Below are 19,695 nucleotides of genomic sequence, written 5' to 3' on the forward strand. Positions count from 1 at the left end.
GCGGCCACCGCGTCGGCGAACCGGACCGTGCCCCGCACCTGACCCTGCCAGTACCCGACCGAACCCAACTCGTCATCGGAGGCGAGATCACCGGTGGCGGTCGACACCAGCCGGATACCCGCCGGGCTGGCGGTGACCCCGTCGAGGACCTGCCCGTACTCGGCGAGCATCGGGTCCATCAGGTGCGAATGGAACGCATGCGACACCCGCAACCGACGCGTCTTCACCTCAAGCGACGCCTCCAACGCCGCGATCTGCTCCTCGGTCCCCGACACGACCACCGCGCGGGGACCGTTCACGGCCGCCACGTCCACGTCACCCAGGTCCAACTCCGCCAACGGGGCGGCGATCGCCAACATCGCCCCACCTGACGGGAGGGCCTGCATCAGACCACCACGGGCCGCCACGACCCGACAGGCGTCCGCCAGCGACCACACCCCCGCGACATGCGCGGCAGCCAACTCGCCGATCGAATGACCCGCCACGAAATCCGGCTTGAGACCCCACGACTCCGCCAGACGGAACAGGGCCACCTCAACCGCGAACAACGCCGGCTGCGTCCACCCCGTCTGATCCAACACACCACCCGGATCGGTGAACATCACCTCCCGCAGATCACCACCCAACAACGGCCCGAACGCCGCACACACCTCATCCAACGCAGCAGCGAACACCGGGAAGGCATCCGCCAACTCGCGACCCATGCCAACCCGCTGCGCACCCTGACCGGTGAACAGCACGGCGGTGCGACCGGTGGTGATCCGGCCGGACAGGCCGGCCCCGGTGGTCAGGGCCTCCAGGCCGGTGGCGAGGTCGTCGGCGGAGCTGCCGAGGACGACACCCCGGTGGTCCAGGGCGGCCCGGCCGGCGGCCAGGGAGTGTCCGATGTCGACAGGTCGTTCGTCGGTGAGGAAGTCGCGCAGCCGGGCCGCCTGGGCGGTGAGGCCGGCGGTGGAGCGGCTGCCCAGCGGCCAGAGCACCACGGCCGGTGCCGGCGTCGACTCGGGTGCCGCGACGGGCTGCGGGTACTCCTCGACGATGACGTGGGCGTTGGTGCCGCTGATGCCGAACGACGACACCGCCGCCCGACGCGGACGACCCTCGGCAGGCCACTCGACAGCCTCAGTCGCGAGCCGCACCTCACCCGCCGACCAGTCCACGTGCGGACTCGGCGCATCCACATGCAACGTCCGCGGCACCACCCCGTACCGCATCGCCAACACCATCTTCATCACACCCGCCACACCGGCAGCAGCCTGCGTATGACCCAGATTCGACTTCACCGAACCCAACCAGAGTGGCCGCACCCGATCCCGACCGTACGTCGCCAGAATCGCCTGCGCCTCGATCGGATCACCCAACGTCGTACCCGTACCATGCGCCTCCACCACATCCACCTCAGCCGCCGACACCCCGGCATTCGCCAGAGCCTGCCGGATCACCCGCTGCTGGGCCGGCCCATTCGGCGCGGTCAACCCGTTCGACGCACCGTCCTGATTCACCGCCGAACCCCGCACGAGACCCAGCACCGTATGTCCGTGCCGACGGGCATCCGAGAGACGTTCGAGCACCAACACACCGACACCCTCGGACCAACCCGTCCCGTCGGCCGCCGCCGCGAACGGCTTACACCGACCATCAGGCGCCAACCCCCGCTGCCGCGAAAACTCCACAAACGTCTCCGGCGTCGCCATCACCGTCACCCCACCGGCCAACGCCAGATCACACTCACCCGACCGCAACGCCTGACCCGCCAGATGCATCGCCACCAACGACGACGAACACGCCGTGTCCACGGTGACGGCGGGGCCTTCGAGGCCGAGGGTGTAGGCGATCCGCCCGGAGACGACGCTGCCGGCGCTGTGCCCGGTCACGTAGTCGTGGTACATCAGGCCGGCGAAGACGCCGGTGGCGGAGCCGCGTACCGAGGAGGGGTCGATGCCGGCCCGCTCGAACGCCTCCCAGGAGACCTCCAGCAGTTGCCGCTGCTGCGGGTCCATCAGCACGGCCTCGCGGGGTGAGATGCCGAAGAAGGCCGGGTCGAAGCCGGCCGCACCGGGCAGGAACCCACCCTGGTCGGCGTAGCTGGTGTCGGGGCGGACGCCGGTCGGGTCGTAGAGCCGGGCCAGGTCCCAACCCCGGTCGGTCGGGAAGCCGTCGATGGCGTCGACGCCGTCCGCGACGAGCCGCCACAGGTCCTCCGGCGAGGACACCCCGCCGGGGTAGCGGCAGGCCATCCCGACGATCGCCACCGGGTCGTCACCGATCGCGGTGGTGGCGGTCTGCCGGGCCTGCGGTACGTCGAGTGCGCCGCTCAGCTCACCGTGCAGGAACTCGGCGAGGGCGACGGGCGTCGGGTAGTCGAAGATCAGGGTGGCCGGGAGCCGCAGGCCCGCCGCGGTGGAGAGCGCGTTGCGCAGCTCGACGGCGGTGAGCGAGTCGAAGCCGAGGCTCTGGAAGGTGCGGTCCGCCTCTACCGCGTCCGGCCCGGCGAGACCGAGCACGGCGGCGACGTGGGTGTGCACCAGGTGCCGGACGGCACCGGCCCGTTCCTGCTCCGGCAGGCCGGCCAGCCAGTCGCTGCCCGCCCGGTCGACGGCGCTGGCGGCGGTGGCCGTGCGCCGGGTCGGCCCGGTCAGGGCGCGCAGCACCGGGGGCAACCGGTCGCCGAGGGTACGCAGCGTCGGCACGTCGAGCCGGGCCGGGACGAGGGTGGCCGACCCGCCGGCTACCGCGGCGTCGAGCAGGGCCAACCCGTCGGCGGTGGACAACGGCAGCACCCCACCCCGGGACATCCGCTCGCGGTCGGCGTCGGCGAGTCCGTCGGTCATCGTGGAGCCTTCACCCCACAGTCCCCAGGCCAACGACACCCCTGGCAGCCCGGCGGCCCGCCGGGTGACCGCGAGCGCGTCGAGGTGGGCGTTCGCCGCCGCGTAGTTGCCCTGCCCCGGCGCACCCAGCACCCCGGACAGCGAGGAGAACAGCACGAACGCCGACAGGTCCCGACCCCGGGTCAGCTCGTCGAGCAGCGTCGCGGCGTCCACCTTGGGCCGCAGCACCGCCGAGACCCGGTCCGGGGTCAACGACGACACCACACCGTCGTCGAGCACCCCGGCGGTGTGCACCACCGCCGACAGGTCCGGCACGTCGGCCAGGGCGGCGGTCAGCTGGTCACGGTCGGCCACGTCGCAGGCGACCAGGTCGACCCGGGCACCGGAACCGGTCAGTTCGGCGACGAGGTCGTCGGCGCCGGCCGCCGCCGTACCGCTGCGCGACAGCAGCAACAACCGGGACACCCCGTGTGCCGTGACCAGGTGCCGGGCCACCGCCGCACCGAGCGCACCTGTCGCACCGGTGACCAGCACCGTGCCGGTGCCGTAGAGCGGGGCGTCCGACGGCGTCACCGGCACGGGACGCCTGACGATCCGGGGCACCCGGACGATGCCGTCGCGGATCGACACCTGCGGGTCGCCGGCAGCCAGGGCCGCCGGGAGGATGTCGTCGAGCCGGTCGGTGTCCGCGTCGACGAGGAGGATGCGGTCGGGGTTCTCCGCCTGCGCGGAGCGCAGCAGCCCCCAGACCGCCGCGCCCGCCAGGTCGGTCACGTCGTCACCGACGGCGTGCCGGGTCAGGACGACGAGCGGGGCGGGGTCCTCCCCGGCCAGCCAGCGCTGGGCGATCCCCAGCACCCGGTTCACCTCGGCGTGTACGTCGTCGGTGCCTCCGGCGCGCAGCACCACCAGCTCGGCCGCGCCGTCGGCGGTCGCCGTGCCACCACCCGGTAGGGCGGTCGGGGTGTGCCCGTCACCGGTTTCCCCGGCGGCGGTCGCGGAGGTGGCGTCGCCGGCACGGGCGGTGTCGGGGTGCCACGCCCAGGCGGGGGCGGTGGCCGTCGGGGTGACGGCGACGGGCTGCCAGTCGAGGCCGAACAGCGCGTCGGCGACGCCGGTCCCGGCAGTGAGCTGCACCGGGCGGAGTACCAGCGACCGTACGGTGACCACGGGTGCGCCGACCGCGTCGGCGACCGCGATCCGTACCCCGGTGCCGGCGGGGGTGAGCCGGACCCGGAGGCTGGTCGCGCCGGTGGCGTGCAGTGCCACCCCCGACCAGGCGAACGGCAGTCCCCGGGGGGTGTCGCCGTCGGCGCGGGTGAGGGCGTGCAGGCCGGCGTCGAAGAGGGCCGGGTGCAGGCCGTAGCCGTCGGTCTGCGTACCGTCGGGGAGGTCGACCTCGGCGAAGAGTTCGTCGCCGGCCCGCCAGGCGCGGCGCAGGCCCTGGAAGACCGGGCCGTAGTCGAGCCCGCCACTGGCGAGGTCGTCGTAGAGGCCGGCCAGCGGCAGCGGTTCGGCGTCGGCGGGGGGCCACACGGTGAGCGCGACGCCGGAGGTGTCCCCGGGGGTGAGGACGCCGGTGGCGTGCCGGGTCCACGGGGCGTCGTCGCGGTCCCGGGAGTGCACCAGGACGGCGCGGCGGCCGGTCGGGTCGGGCGTCTCCACGGCTACCTGCACCTCGACGCTGCCGGCGGCGGGGACGACGAGCGGCGCGTGCAGGGTCAACTCGTCGAGCAGGCCGACGCCGACCTGGTCACCGGCGTGGATGGCGAGTTCGACCAGGCCGGTGCCGGGGAACACGACGGTGCCGCCGACGGCGTGGTCGGCCAGCCACGGGTGGGTGTGCAGCGACCAGCGGCCGGTGAAGACGACACCGTCGGTGTTGGCCAGCGGCACGGCGGCGTCGAGCAGCGGGTGGGTGGCGGCGAGCAGGCCGGCACCGACCAGGGCCGGGTCGTAGAGCCAGTAGTGCTGGCGTTGGAAGGCGTAGGTGGGCAGGTCGACCTGCCGGGTGGTGGGGTGGATGGCCGCCCAGTCGAGGTCGACTCCGGTGGTCCACGCCTGCGCCATCCCGGTGGCGTACGCGGTGACCTGGTCCCGGTCCCGGCGCTGGAGCGCGATCGCGGCGGTGTCCTCCACGCAGTCGGCGACCATCGCGGTCAGCACACTGTCCGGCCCGATCTCCACGAACCGGGTCACCCCACGGGCGGCCAGCGCGGCCACCGCGTCGGCGAACCGCACGGTCTCCCGCACCTGACCCTGCCAGTACCCGACCGAACCCAACTCGTCGTCGGAGGCGAGATCACCGGTGGCGGTCGACACCAACGGAACGGTCGCCTGGTTGGCGGTGACCCCGTCGAGGACCTGCCCGTACTCGGCGAGCATCGGGTCCATCAGGTGCGAGTGGAACGCATGCGACACCCGAAGCCGACGCGTCTTCACCTCAAGCGACGCTTCCAACGCCGCGATCTGCTCCTCCGTGCCGGAGACGACGACCGCACGAGGGCCGTTCACCGCCGCCACGTCCACGTCACCCAGGTCCAACTCGGCCAGCGGCGCAGCGATCGCCAACATGGCCCCACCGGCCGGAAGGGCCTGCATCAGACCACCCCGGGCCGCCACGACCCGACACGCGTCCGCCAGGGACCAGACACCGGACACGTGCGCGGCAGCCAACTCACCGATCGAATGCCCGGCCACAAAATCAGGCTTGAGACCCCACGACTCCGCCAGCCGGAACAGAGCCACCTCAACCGCGAACAGGGCCGGCTGCGTCCAGCCGGTCTGGTCCAGGAGACCGTCCGGGTCGGTGAGCATCACCTCCCGCAGATCACCGTCGAGCAACGGCGCGAACGCGGCACACACCTCGTCCAACGCAGCAGCGAACACCGGGAAGGCATCCGCCAGGTCGCGGCCCATGCCGACCCGCTGCGCGCCCTGACCGGTGAACAGGACGGCGGTGCGACCGGTGGTCAGGTGGCCGTGCACGCCCTGGCCGGTGGCGAGGGCGCGGAGACCGGCGACACCGTCTCCGACGGCCACGCCCCGGTGTTCCAGCGCCGCCCGGCCGGTGCCGAGGGTCAACGCGACGTCGGCGGGGTGCAGGTCGGCGTCGGTGAGGAAGTCGGCGAGGCGGGCGGCCTGGGCGGCGAGGCCGCTGGCGGAGCGGCCGGAGACCGGCCAGAGCGACACCGGAGCGTCCGCCAGGGCGGTCACCGTCGTGGCGGCAGGTACGGTCGTCGGCGCGGCGGCGGGTGCCTGCTCCAGGATCAGGTGGGCGTTGGTGCCGCTGATGCCGAACGACGACACCGCCGCCCGACGCGGACGACCGTCGGCAGGCCACTCGACGGCCTCAGTGGCGAGCCGCACCTCACCCGCCGACCAGTCCACGTGCGGACTCGGCGCATCCACATGCAACGTCCGCGGCACCACCCCGTACCGCATCGCCAACACCATCTTCATCACACCCGCCACACCAGCAGCAGCCTGCGTATGACCCAGATTCGACTTCACCGAACCCAACCACAACGGCCGCACCCGATCCCGACCGTACGTCGCCAGAATCGCCTGCGCCTCGATCGGATCACCAAGGGTGGTGCCCGTACCATGCGCCTCCACCACATCCACCTCAGCCGCCGACACCCGGGCATTCGCCAGAGCCTGCCGGATCACCCGCTGCTGAGCAGGACCATTCGGCGCGGTCAACCCGTTCGACGCACCATCCTGATTGACCGCCGAACCCCGGACGAGACCCAGCACCGTATGCCCGTTACGCACCGCATCCGAGAGACGTTCCAGCACCAACACACCGACACCCTCGGACCAACCCGTACCGTCGGCCGCCGCCGCAAACGGCTTACACCGACCATCAGGCGCCAACCCCCGCTGCCGCGAAAACTCCACAAACGTCTCCGGCGTCGCCATCACCGTCACCCCACCGGCCAACGCCAGATCACACTCACCCGACCGCAACGCCTGACCCGCCAGATGCATCGCCACCAACGACGACGAACACGCCGTGTCGACCGACACCGCCGGCCCCTCCAAGCCGAACGTGTACGCCACCCGGCCGGTGACGATGCTGCCGGAGCTGTGCCCGGAGACGTAGTCGTGGTACATCACCCCGGCGAACACACCGGTGGACGAGCCGCGCAGGGTGCCCGGGTCGATGCCGGCCCGCTCGAACGCCTCCCAGGACGTCTCCAGCAGCAACCGTTGCTGCGGGTCCATGATCACCGCTTCGCGGGGGGAGATGCCGAAGAAGACCGGGTCGAACTGGGCGGCGTCGGTGAGGAATCCGCCCTTGTCCACGTACGTGGTGTCGGGGCGGGTGCTCGTCGGGTCGTAGAGCCGGGCCAGGTCCCAACCCCGGTCGGTCGGGAAGCCGTCGACCGCGTCGGCACCCTCGGCGACGAGCCGCCACAGGTCCTCCGGCGAGGTGATACCGCCGGGGTAGCGGCAGGCCATCCCGACGATCGCCACCGGTTCGTCGGCGACGGTCGTGGTGACCTTCTGCACGGTGTCGGCGTCGTCCGGGCCGGCGATCTCGCTGAGCAGGTGCCGGGCCAGGTCACGCGGGGACGGGTAGTCGAAGATCAGGGTGGCGGGCAGCCGCAGGCCGGTGCTGACGGCGAGCCCGTTGCGCAGTTCCACGGCGGTGAGCGAGTCGAAGCCCAGCTCCTGGAACGCGCGGCCGGCGTCGATCCGCTCGGCGGAGGCGTGCCCGAGCACCGTGGCCACCTGGCTGAGGACCAGGGCGGTCGCGGCACGCTCACGCTCCTCGGTGGAGAGCACGGCGAGGTCCGCCGCCCAGCCGGTCGCGGCACCCCCCGTGGCGGCGCGGGCAGCCGTGCGCCGGGCCGGGCGGACCAGACCGTGGAACGGCAACGGCAGGTCGTCGCCGAGGGCACGCAGGGCGGCCAGGTCGAGCCGGGCCGGCACCGCAGTCGGGTACGGGTTGGCGACGCCCGCGTCGAGCAGGGCCAACCCGTCGGCGGTGGCCAACGGCAGCACCCCACCCCGGGACATCCGCTCCCGGTCGGCGTCGGCGAGCCGGTCGGTCATCGCCGAACCCTCACCCCACAACCCCCACGCCAACGACACCGCCGGCAACCCGGCCACCCGACGGGACACCGCCAATGCATCCAGGAACGCGTTCGCCGCCGCGTAGTTGCCCTGCCCCGGCGCACCCAGCACCCCGGACAGCGAGGAGAACAGCACGAACGCCGACAGGTCCCGACCCCGGGTCAGCTCGTCGAGCAGCCACGCCGCATCCACCTTGGGGCGCAGCACCGCGGAGAGCCGGGCGGCGGACAGCGACGACACCACGCCGTCGTCCAGCACCCCGGCGGTGTGCACCACCGCCGACAGGTCGGGGTGGCCATCGACCAGGGCGGTGACCTGGGCCCGGTCGGCCACGTCGGCGGCGACCAGCTCGACCTGCGCACCGGCCCCGGTCAGCTCCGCGACCAGGTCGTCGGCGCCCGGCGCGGCGGGGCCCCGGCGGGACACCAGCAGCAGCCGGGTCACCCCGTGCGTCGTCACCAGGTGCCGGGCCACCGCCGCACCGAGCGCACCTGTCGCACCGGTGACCAGCACCGTGCCGGTGCCGTAGAGCGGGGCGTCCGGGATGGACGGTTCGATGACCTGCCGGGTGAGCCGGGGCACCGAGACGACACCGTCGCGGACCCGTACCTGCGGTTCACCGGTCGCCACCGCCACGGTGAGGGAGCCGGCCACGTCCGCGTCCGGGTCGGTGTCGACCAGCAGCAGCCGGTCGGGGTTCTCGGCCTGCGCGGAGCGGAGCAACCCCCACACGGCCGCCCCGGTCGGGTCGGTCCCGTCGTCGCCGACGGCGCGGCGGGTGAGCACCGCCAGCCGGTGGGTGTCGGGGCCGGCCAGCCACTCCTGCACCAGGCCGAGCACCCGGTTCACCTCGTCGTGCACCGCCTCCGGGCCGGTGACGTCCCCGGCACCGCCGGCGGTCAGCACGAGCAGCTCGGGGGTGGACGTCGCCGGCCCCTGGGCGCCGGCGTCGGCGGCAGCGGCTGACCGGCCCGCCGGGTCAGCCGGGTCGGCGGGGACCGGTGCGGTGCCGGTGGCCGGGACAGCCGGGTGGTAGGCCCAGTGCGGGGTTGGCGTGGCCGTGGGGGTGCCGATCTCCTGCCAGGTCAGATCGAACAGCGCGTCGGCGACCCCGCCGGGGCGGGTGACCTGGACGGGCCGCAGCACCAGCGAGTCGACGGTGGCGACGGGGGCACCGACGGCGTCGGCGACCGCCACCCGTACCCCGGAGCCGACCGGGGTGAGCCGGACCCGGACGCCGGCCGCGCCGGTGGCGTGCAGGGTGAGACCGGACCAGGCGAACGGCAACCCCCGGAAGGTGTCACCGTCGGCGAAGCCGAGGGCGTGCAGACCGGCGTCGAGCACGGCGGGGTGCAGGCCGAACCCGTCGGCGTCCACCCCCTCCGGCAGGGCGACCTCGGCGAAGAACTCGTCGCCGCGCCGCCAGACCCGGCGCAGGCCCCGGAACACCGGGCCGTAGACCAGGCCGCCGGTCGCCAGGTGGTGGTAGAGGTCGTCGGTGGGCACCGCTTCCGCACCGGCGGGCGGCCACTCGGTGAGGGCGGTCCCGGTGGTACGCCGACCGGCGGCGAGCACCCCGCTGGCGTGCCGGGTCCACGGGGCGTCGGTGTCGGCGCTGCGGGCGTACACCTGGAGGGTGCGGGTGTGGCCGGTGTCGGCGGGGCCGACGACGACCTGGAGCTGCACGCCGCCGCGTTCGGGCAGCACCAGCGGCGCTTCGATGGTGAGTTCGTCGACGGTTTCGGCACCGACCTGCGCGCCGGCGTGCAGGGCGAGGTCGACGTAGCCGGTGCCGGGGAAGACCACCGCGCCGGCCACCGCGTGGTCGGCGAGCCACGGGTGCCGGTCGAGGGAGAGCCGGCCGGTGAGGACGGCCCCGTCGGCGTTGGCGAGGGTGACGGCCGCGCCGAGCAGCGGGTGGTCGGCGGAGTCCAGCCCCATCGCGGTGGCGTCACCGGGGTCGGCCGGGGCGTCCAGCCAGAAGCGTTGGTGTTGGAAGGCGTAGGTGGGCAGGTCGACGGTCCGGCCGCCCGGGTTGACGGCCGCCCAGTCGAGGTCGACGCCGCTGATCCACGCCTGCGCCATCCCGGCCGCGTACGCCTCGACCTGCTCACGCTTGCGGCGTTGAAGGGCGATGGCGGTGGCGTCCTCGACGCAGTCGGCGACCATCGCGGTGAGCACACTGTCCGGCCCGATCTCCACGAACCGGGTGACACCCCGGGCGGCGAGCGCGGCGACCGCGTCGGCGAACCGCACGGTCCCCCGCACCTGACCCTGCCAGTACCCGACCGAACCCAACTCGTCGTCGGAGGCGAGATCACCGGTCGCGGTCGACACCAACGGAATACCCGCCTGGCTGGCGGTTACCCCGTCAACGACCTGCCCATACTCGGCGAGCATCGGGTCCATCAGATGCGAGTGGAACGCGTGCGACACCCGTAACCGACGCGTCTTCACCTCAAGCGACGCCTCCAGCGCCGCGATCTGCTCCTCCGTGCCGGACACGACCACCGCCCGGGGGCCGTTCACCGCCGCGACGTCCACGTCACCGAGATCCAGCTCTTCGAGCGGCGCGGCGATCGCCAACATGGCCCCACCGGCCGGAAGGGCCTGCATCAGACCACCACGGGCCGCGACGACCCGACACGCGTCCGCCAGCGACCAGACACCGGACACGTGCGCGGCAGCCAACTCACCGATCGAATGCCCGGCCACGAAATCCGGCTTGAGACCCCACGACTCCGCCAGACGGAACAGGGCGACCTCGACCGCGAACAGGGCCGGCTGCGTCCACCCCGTCTGATCCAACACACCATCCGGGTCGGTGAACATCACCTCCCGCAGATCACCACCCAGCAACGGCCCGAACGCCGCACACACCTCATCCAACGCAGCCGCGAACACCGGGAAAGCCGCCGCCAACTCGCGACCCATCCCCACCCGCTGCGCGCCCTGACCGGTGAACAACACCGCCGTACGACCGGCGACGGTCCGACCCGACAGGCCACCGCCGGCGGCCAGGGTCTCCAGGCCGGCCACGTCGTCACCGAGCACCACACCCCGGTACGCCCCGGCGGCCCGGGTGGTGCCCAGCGAGAACCCGACGTCCACCGGACGCTCGTCGGTGAGGAACTCCCGCAGCCGGTCGGCCTGCCCGGCGAGCGCCGCCGCCGACCGGCCGGACAGCGGCCAGAGCACCACCGGCGGCTCGGCGGTCTCGTCCGACGCGACGGTCTCCGCCGGGGGTGCCTGCTCCAGGATCACGTGCCCGTTGGTGCCGCTCACCCCGAACGACGACACCCCGCCCCGGCGCGGCTGGCCGTGGTCGGGCCACTGCCGCGCCTCGGTCAGCAGCTGCACGGTGCCGGCGGACCAGTCGACGTGGGTGGACGGCTCCCCCACGTGCAGGCTCTTGGGCAGGACGCCGTTGTGCAGCGCCATCACCATCTTGATCACACCGCTGACGGCGGCGGCGGCCTGGGCGTGGCCGATGTTCGACTTGACCGAGCCGAGCCAGAGCGGCCGGTCGGCCGGCCGGTCGCGCCCGTACGTGGCGATCAGCGCCTCCGCCTCGATCGGGTCACCGAGGGTGGTGCCGGTACCGTGCGCCTCGATCAGGTCGACGTCGCTGGAGGTGAGGCCGGCGTTGGCGAGCGCCTGGAGGATGACCCGCTGCTGCGCCACCCCGTTGGGGGCGGTCAGGCCGTTGGACGCGCCGTCCTGGTTGATCGCGGAACCCCGGATGACGGCGAGCACCCGGTGGCCGTTGCGTTGGGCGTCGGAGAGGCGTTCCAGCAGCAGCATGCCGACGCCCTCACCCCAGCCGGTGCCGTCGGCGTCGTCGGAGAACGGCTTGCAGCGGCCGTCGGAGGCGAGCCCCCGTTGCCGGCTGAACGCGACGAACGCGCCGGGCGTCGACATGACGGTGACGCCACCGGCCAGGGCCAGCCCGCACTCCCGTTGCCGCAGCGCGTGCGCGGCGAGGTGCAGCGCGACGAGCGACGACGAGCAGGCGGTGTTGACGGTGACGGCCGGCCCCTCCAACCCGAGGCTGTACGCGACCCGACCGGAGATGACCGCCCCGGAGCTGCCGGTGCTCATGTACGCCTCGACCGGTTCGGGCAGCACGGTGAGCCGGTCCCAGTAGTCCTGGCCACCGCAGCCGACGAAGACACCGACCGGGCCGCCGCGCAACGTGTCGGGGTTGATGCCGGCCCGTTCGCACGCCTCCCAGCTGGCCTCCAGCACCAGCCGCTGCTGCGGGTCCATCGCCAGCGCCTCGCGGGGCGAGATGCCGAAGAACTCGGCGTCGAACTCGTCGGCGTCGTGGACGAACCCGCCCTGCTGGACGTAGCTGCTGCCGGCGGTGTCCGGGTCGGCGTCGTAGAGGGCGGCGGTGTCCCAGCCCCGGTCGGTGGGGAACTCACCGATGGCGTCGACGCCGTCGGCGACCAGCCGCCACAGGTCCTCGGGTGAGTTGACCCCACCCGGGTAGCGGCAGGCCATGCCGACGATCGCGATCGGGTCCTGCTCCTGTGACTCGACCTCGCGCAGCCGCTCCCGGGTGCGGTGCAGATCGGCGGTGACCCGCTTCAGGTACTCGAGGAGCTTCTCTTCGTTCGCCATCCGAACCTCACCAAACTCGTTGCCAGCGGGACACGTTGCTCCGGGAGCGCGGTGGCGGCTCAGGTCATGCCGAGTTCCTTGTCGATCAGGTCGAACACGTCGTCGGCGGAGGCCGTTTCGAGCCGGTCGACGAGGGTGGTGCCGGTGGTGGTGCTGAGGGTTTCGTTGAGCTTCGCCAGCAGCGACTGGAGCCGGGCGGTGACCCGGTTGCGTTCGATCTCCTCCGGCGTCAGGCCGGCCACGGTGACCTCCAGCCGGTCCAGCTCGGCGAGCAGTCCGCCGGCGGTGTCACCGGTGTAGCCGAGTTCGGCCCGGAGCTGGTCGGCCAGGGCGGTCGGGTTGGGGTGGTCGAACACCAGGGTGGCGGAGAGCCGTACGCCGGTGGCGGCGCTGAGCCGGTTGCGCAGCTCGACGGCGGTCACCGAGTCCATGCCGAGTTCCTTGAACGCGCGCTGCGGTTCGACCAGGTCGGCGTCGCCGTAGCCGAGGACGGCCGCCACGTTGGTGCGGACGGTCTCCAGCAGCAGGGCGCGCTGCTCCGCCTCGGGCAGGGTGCCGAGCCGGTCGGCGAGCGCCGAAGACGCCCCCGCCTCGGTGGTCTCGGCGGCCTCGGGGGCGGCGTCGGGGAGTTCGGCCAGCAGCGGCCGGGGCCGGGCCAGGGTGTAGATGGGGCCGAACCGGGCCCAGTCGACGTCGGCGACGACGAGGTGGCTCTCGTCGTGGTCGAGGGCCTGCCCGAGCGCGTCCACGGCGAGCCGGGGGTCCATCACGCCGACGCCGAGCCGGTCGAGGTGTGCTCCGACCTCGCCGCCGGCCATGCCACCGCCGCCGCCCCAGCTGCCCCAGGCGACCGAGGTGGCGACCGCACCCCGGGTCCGCCGCCGGTGCGCCAGCGCATCGAGGTACGCGTTGGCCGTCGCGTACCCGGCCTGCCCGGCGCTGCCCCACACCGCCGCACCGGAGGAGAACAGCACGAACGCGTCCAGCGGCCGGTCGGCCAGCAACGCGTCGAGGTGCACCGCGCCGAGCACCTTCGCCCGGCACACGTCGGCGAAGTCGTCGAGGCCGGTCTGCCCCAACGGCACCTCGGGGTGCAGCACCCCGGCGGCGTGGAACACGGCGGTCAGCCCGTCACCGAGGTCGGCCAGGAGCGCGGCGACCGCGTCCCGGTCGGCCACGTCGAGGGCGACGACCTCGACACCCGGGTGCCGGGCCGTCAGCTCGGCCGCGCCGGGGGCGGTCGGGCCGCGCCGGCTGGCCAGCACCACCCGCTGCGCGCCGTTGCCGACCAGCCATTCGGTGACGTGCCCGCCGACCCCGCCGGTGCCGCCGGTGACCAGGACGGTGCCGGTGGGCGTGTAGCGCCGTTCGGGCGCCCGGGTCGCCGGGTGGCGGATCATCCGGCGGGCCAGCGTGCCGGCCGCCCGCAACGCCACCTGGTCCTCGCCGCCGCCGGTCAGCACGTCGGCGAGCCGGTCGACGGTCTGCGGCGTCCACCCGGCGGGCAGGTCGACCAGGCCGCCCCACCAGCCGGGGTAGTCGAGGGAGAGCACCGTGCCCAGGCCCCACAGTGCGCCCTGGGCCGGGTCGGCGACCGGCTCGAACCGGTCCACCCCGACCCCACCGGCGGTGACGCACCAGAGCCGGCCGCTGAAGTCGGACGCGGCCAGCGCGTGCACCAGCGACACGGTGGCGGTGATCCCGGCGGACAGGCCGACGCCCAGCGGGTCGGGGCCGTCGTCCAGGGCGAGCAGGGAGAGCACCCCGGCGGGGGCCTCCCGGCCGGCGTGGTCGGTGCCGGTGACGGTGACCACCTCGGCGCCCCGGGCGGTCAGGCCGTCGGCGAGCGTACGCAGCCGCTCGTCGTCGGCCAGCGTCGCCGGGGCGACCACCCACCACACGCCGGTGAGCTGCCCGCCGGTGGGCACCTCGGTCGGCCGCCACACCACCCGGTACCGCCAGCCGTCCACGGTGGCGACGTCGCGCTGCCGGGACCGCCACGACGTCAGGCCGGGCAGCACCTCCCCGACGAGTGCGGTGTCGACGCCGAGGCCGTCGGCGAGCAGGTCGACGTCGGCGCGTTCCACCGCGTCCCAGAATCCGGCGTCGGTGCCGCCTGCGGCCGGGGCGGTGACGGTCGGCGCGATCCAGTAACGCTCGTGCTGGAAGGCGTAGGTGGGCAGGTCCGCCCGGCGGGTGCCGGGCAGGGCGACGGCCCAGTCCACGTCGACGCCCCGCACGTGCAGCTCGGCCAGGGAGGTGAGCAGCCGGTCCAGGCCGCCGTCGTCGCGGCGCAGGGTGCCGGTGACCACCGTCGGGCGGTCCGCCGACTCCAGCGTCTCCTGCATCCCCATGCCGAGCACCGGGTGCGGGCTGACCTCCACGAACCCGGTCCAGCCCTGCCCGGCGAGAGAGCGGATCGCCGGGTCGAACCGAACCGTGTTGCGGAGGTTGTCATACCAGTAGCGGGCGTCGAGGGTGGCGGTGTCCACCCAGTCGCCGGTGACGGTGGAGAGCATCCGGATCGTCCCGGTCTTCGGGTTGATCGGGGCCAGGTCCTCCAGCAGCCGGTGTTCCAGCAGCTCCACCTGCGCGGAGTGCGAGGCGTAGTCGACGGCGACCTGCTTGGCCCGGATCCCCTCCCCGGTGAGCTCGGCGATGAGTTCCCGCAGCGCCTCCGGGGTGCCGGAGACCACCACCGAACCCGCGCCGTTGACCACGGCGAGGGAGATGTCGCCCGCCCACCGGGCGATCCGCTCCTGCGCCCGGTCGGCGGGCAGCCCGACCGAGACCATGCCGCCCCGGCCGGCCAGCTTCTCGCCGATGGCCCGGCTGCGCAGGGCCACCACCCGCGCCCCGTCGGCCAGGGAGAGTCCGCCGGCCACGCAGGCGGCGGCGATCTCACCCTGCGAGTGGCCGACCACCGCGTCGGGTTCGACGCCGTAGCTGCGCCAGGTGGCGGCGAGGGAGACCATCATCGCCCACAGGGCGGGCTGGACCACGTCCACCCACTCCAGGGAGGGTGCGCCGGGCACCCCCCGGACCACGTCCAGCAGGTCCCAGTCGACGTACGCGCGCAGCTCGGCGGCGCAGCGGCCCATCTGTTCGGCGAAGACCGGCGAGGAGTCCAGCAGCGCGGCGGCCATGCCGACCCACTGGGCGCCCTGGCCGGGGAAGACGAACACGACCCGACCGGCGGCGTCGGCGGTGCCGGTGACCGCGGTCGCGGCGGGCAGCCCGTCGACGACCGCGCCGAGCGCGGTCCGCAGCTGCGGCAGGTCACCGCCGAGCACCACGGCCCGGTGGTCGAGCCGGGCCCGACCGGCCAGCGTCCGCCCCACGGCAGCCGGGTCGGCCGGTACGGCGTCCAGGTGCGACAGCAGCCGCCGCGCCTGGGCCCGCAGCGCCCGGTCGGTGTGCCCGGACAGCACCCACGGCAGCACCGCCGGGGTGGTGGGCTGCTCGTCCTCCTCGGCCGGGGCCACCTCTTCGAGCACGACGTGGGCGTTGGTGCCGCTGATGCCGAACGAGGAGACCGCGCAGCGGCGGGCGTGGCCGGTCTGCGGCCAGTCCACCGGCTCGGTGAGCAGCTTGACGGTCCCGGGCGACCAGTCGATCTCACCGCTGGGCTCGTCGACGTGCAGGGTGCGGGGCAGCACCCCGTGCCGCATCGCCTGCACCATTTTGATCACCCCGCCGACACCGGCGGCGGCCTGCGAGTGGCCGATGTTGGATTTCAGCGAGCCGAGCCACAGTGGCCGGTCGGCGGGCCGGTCCCGGCCGTACGTGGCGAACAGCGCCTGCGCCTCGATCGGGTCGCCGAGCCGGGTGCCGGTGCCGTGCGCCTCGACCGCGTCGATCTCCTGACCGGCGAGCCGGGCGTTGGCCAGCGCGGCGCGGATGACCCGACGCTGGGAGGGACCGTTGGGGGCGGTGAGGCCGTTGGACGCGCCGTCCTGGTTGATCGCGGAGCCCCGGATGACGGCGAGCACCGGGTGCCCGTTGCGGCGGGCGTCGGAGAGCCGTTCCAGCACCAGCGACCCGGCGCCCTCGGCCCAGCCGGTGCCGTCGGCGGCGGCGGCGAACGACTTGCACCGGCCGTCGAAGGACAGCGCCCGCTGCCGGGAGAACTCGACGAACGCGTCGGGGGTGCCGATCACGGTGACCCCACCGGCGACGGCGAGCGACGACTCCCCGGAGCGCAGCGACTGGCAGGCCCAGTGCAGGGCGACCAGCGACGACGAGCAGCCGGTGTCGACGGTGACCGCCGGCCCCTCCAGCCCGAGGGTGTACGACAGCCGACCGGAGACGATACTGCCGGCACCCCAGCTGTTCGGGTAGTCGTGGTAGACGACGCCGGTGAACACGGCGGTGGGGCTGCCCTTGAGTGACAGCGGGTCGATGCCGGCCCGTTCCAACGCCTCCCAGGACGTCTCCAGGAACAGCCGCTGCTGCGGGTCCATCTCGGCGGCCTCGCGGGGCGAGATGCCGAAGAAGGTGGGGTCGAAGGCGGCGGCGTCGTAGAGGAATCCGCCGTCGCGGGTGTAGCTGGTGCCGGGGTGGTCCGGGTCAGGGTCGTAGAGCCGGTCGAGGTCCCAGCCCCGGTCGGTGGGCATGCCGGAGATCGCGTCGGTGCCGGCTGCGACGAGGTCCCACAGGGCCTCGGGCGAGTCGACGCCACCGGGGTAGCGGCAGCCCATGCCGACGATGGCGATCGGTTCGGCGGCGCGCTCCTCGATGTCGCGGAGCCGCTCGCTGGTCTCGTGCAGGTCGGCCGTGACCCGCCGCAGGTAGTCACGAAGCTTCTGTTCGTTGGACATCAGGAACCCATTCCCGGACGGCGCCGACGGAGCGGACGGATCATGAGGTGCCGAACTTGCTGTCGATGAAGTCGAAGAGGTCGTCGTCGGAGGCGGTGTCGAGATCCTCGGTGACGCTGGCGACCTCGGCCGGGCGTTGACCGGCGGTCCACGCGGCGAGCATGGTGCGCAGCCGCTCCCCCACCCCGGCCCGGGTGCTCTCGTCGAGCGCGGCGACCGCGTCGGCGTCCAGGGTGGACAGCGCCGCCTGGAGCCGGTCGAGGTCGTCGAGCAGGGTGACGCCCCCGGCGTCGGCGGGCACCAGCTCGGTGAGCAGTTGCTGGGCCAGCTCGGTCGGGGTCGGGTAGTCGAAGACCAGGGTGGCGGGCAGCCGCAGCGCCGTCTCGGTGGTGAGCCGGTTGCGCAGTTCCACGGCGGTCAGCGAGTCGAAGCCGGCCTCCTTGAACGCCCGCTCCGGGTCGACGTCCGCGCCGGAGGCGTACCCGAGGACGGCGGCGACCTGGTCGCGGACCAGCGCCAGGACGGTGTCCAGGCGGTCCGGTGACGGCATCGCGGCGAGCCGGCCGGCGAGGTCGGCGGTCGCGGCGACCGGGGCGGCCGGTTCGGCCTCGGGTTGGGCGTCGGGCAGCGCGGCCAGCAGCGGCCGGGGCCGGGCCAGGGTGTAGACCGGGGTGAACCGGGTCCAGTCGATGTCGGCGACGACGAGGTGGCTCTCGTCGTGGTCGAGGGCCTCCCGCAGCGCCCGCACGGCGAGCCGGGGTTCCATCGGCGGGGTGCCCTGCCGGCGCAGGTGCGCGGTGGCCTCCCCGTCGGCCATCCCGCCGCCGGCCCAGCTGCCCCAGGCGACCGAGGTGGCGACCGCACCCCGGGTCCGCCGCCGGTGCGCCAGCGCATCGAGGTACGCGTTGGCCGTGGCGTACCCGGCCTGACCGGCGCTGCCCCACACCGCCGCACCCGAGGAGAACAGCACGAACGCGTCCAACGGCCGGTCGGCCAGCAACGCGTCGAGGTGCACCGCGCCGAGCACCTTCGCCCGGCATACGTCGGCGAACTCCGCCACGCTGGTCTCCGGCAGCGACCTCTCCTGGTGCAGCACCCCGGCGGCGTGGAAGACGGCGGTCAGCCCGTCACCGAGGTCGGCCAGGAGCGCGGCGACCGCGTCCCGGTCCGCCACGTCGAGGGCGACGACCTCGACACCCGGATGCCGGGCCGTCAGCTCGGCCGCGCCGGGGGCGGCCGGGCCGCGCCGGCTGGCCAGCACCACCCGGTCGGCACCCTGGTCGAGCAGCCATCCGGTGAGGTGCGCGCCGATGCCACCGGTGCCGCCGGTGACCAGCACGGTGCCGGTGGGCGTGTAGCGGCGTTCGGCGTTGCCGGCGGCAGGCCAGCGGACCAGCCGTCGGGCCAGCACCCCGGCGGTACGGACGGCCACCTGGTCCTCCGCACCGGCGGCGAGGACGTCGGCGAGCCGCGCGACGTGCTCGTCGGTCCAGTCGGTGGGCAGGTCGACCAGGCCACCCCAGGAGTGCGGGTATTCCAGGGACAGTACGGTGCCGAGGCCCCAGAGCGCGCCCTGCGCGGGGTGCGGCAGGTCCTCGAACCGGTCGACGGCGATGCCGCCTGCGGTGAGGCACCAGATCCGGCCGGCGAAGTCGGTGGCGGTGAGGGCCTGGATCAGCGCGACGGTGTCGGTGACGCCGACGGAGAGCCCGGCGTCGGTGGGGTCGGGGGTGTCGTCGAGGGCGAGCAGGGACAGCACCCCGGCGGGGGTGTCCCCGGCGGGCAGCTCGGTGCCGGTGACGGTGACGACGTCGGCGCCTCGGGCGGCCAGTCCGGCGGCGAGGGTGGACACCCGGGTGTCACCGGTCGACGCGGCCGGTACGACGAGCCACCAGGTGCCGGTGAGTTCGCCGCCGTCGGGAAGCTCGGTGGAGCGCCACACCACCCGGTAGCGCCAGTCGTCTACGGTGGCCGCGTCCCGTTGCCGGTCGCGCCAGGCGGCGAGGCCGGGGAGCACCTCGGTGACGACACCGGGGGTGACGCCGAGACCGTCGGCGAGCAGGTCGGTGTCGCCCCGGTCGACGGCGTCCCAGAACCCGCCGTCGGCCTCGTCGGTGCCGGTGCCGGCGGTGATGTCGGGCTCGATCCAGTACCGCTGGTGCTGGAAGGCGTAGGTGGGCAGTTCCACCTGCCGACCGCCCGGGTTGACGGCCGCCCAGTCGAGGTCGACACCGCTGATCCACGCCTGCGCCATCCCGGTGGCGTACGCGGTGACCTGGTCCCGGTCCCGGCGCTGCAACGCGATGGTCACCGCGTCGTCGACGCTGTCGGCG

3 protein-coding genes are annotated in these 19,695 nt (G+C 73.9%); all 3 read right to left on the reverse strand.

The features are described from left to right. The coding region (locus tag AB0B63_RS32030; RefSeq protein ID WP_357025682.1) for an SDR family NAD(P)-dependent oxidoreductase at positions 1-12,542 on the reverse strand (12,542 nt) is incomplete at its 3' end. A gap of 59 nt (positions 12,543-12,601) precedes the next feature. Then, complete coding sequence (locus tag AB0B63_RS32035) at positions 12,602-17,362, reverse strand: type I polyketide synthase (RefSeq protein WP_357025685.1); 4,761 nt, start codon at positions 17,360-17,362, stop codon at positions 12,602-12,604. A 40-nt stretch (positions 17,363-17,402) separates the two neighbouring features. Then, positions 17,403-19,695 (reverse strand): SDR family NAD(P)-dependent oxidoreductase (locus AB0B63_RS32040; protein WP_357025688.1); only part of this gene is annotated, 2,293 nt, incomplete at its 5' end.

Source organism: Micromonospora sp. NPDC049081 (genome assembly GCF_040648835.1).
GTDB classification, from domain to species: domain Bacteria; phylum Actinomycetota; class Actinomycetes; order Mycobacteriales; family Micromonosporaceae; genus Micromonospora; species Micromonospora antibiotica.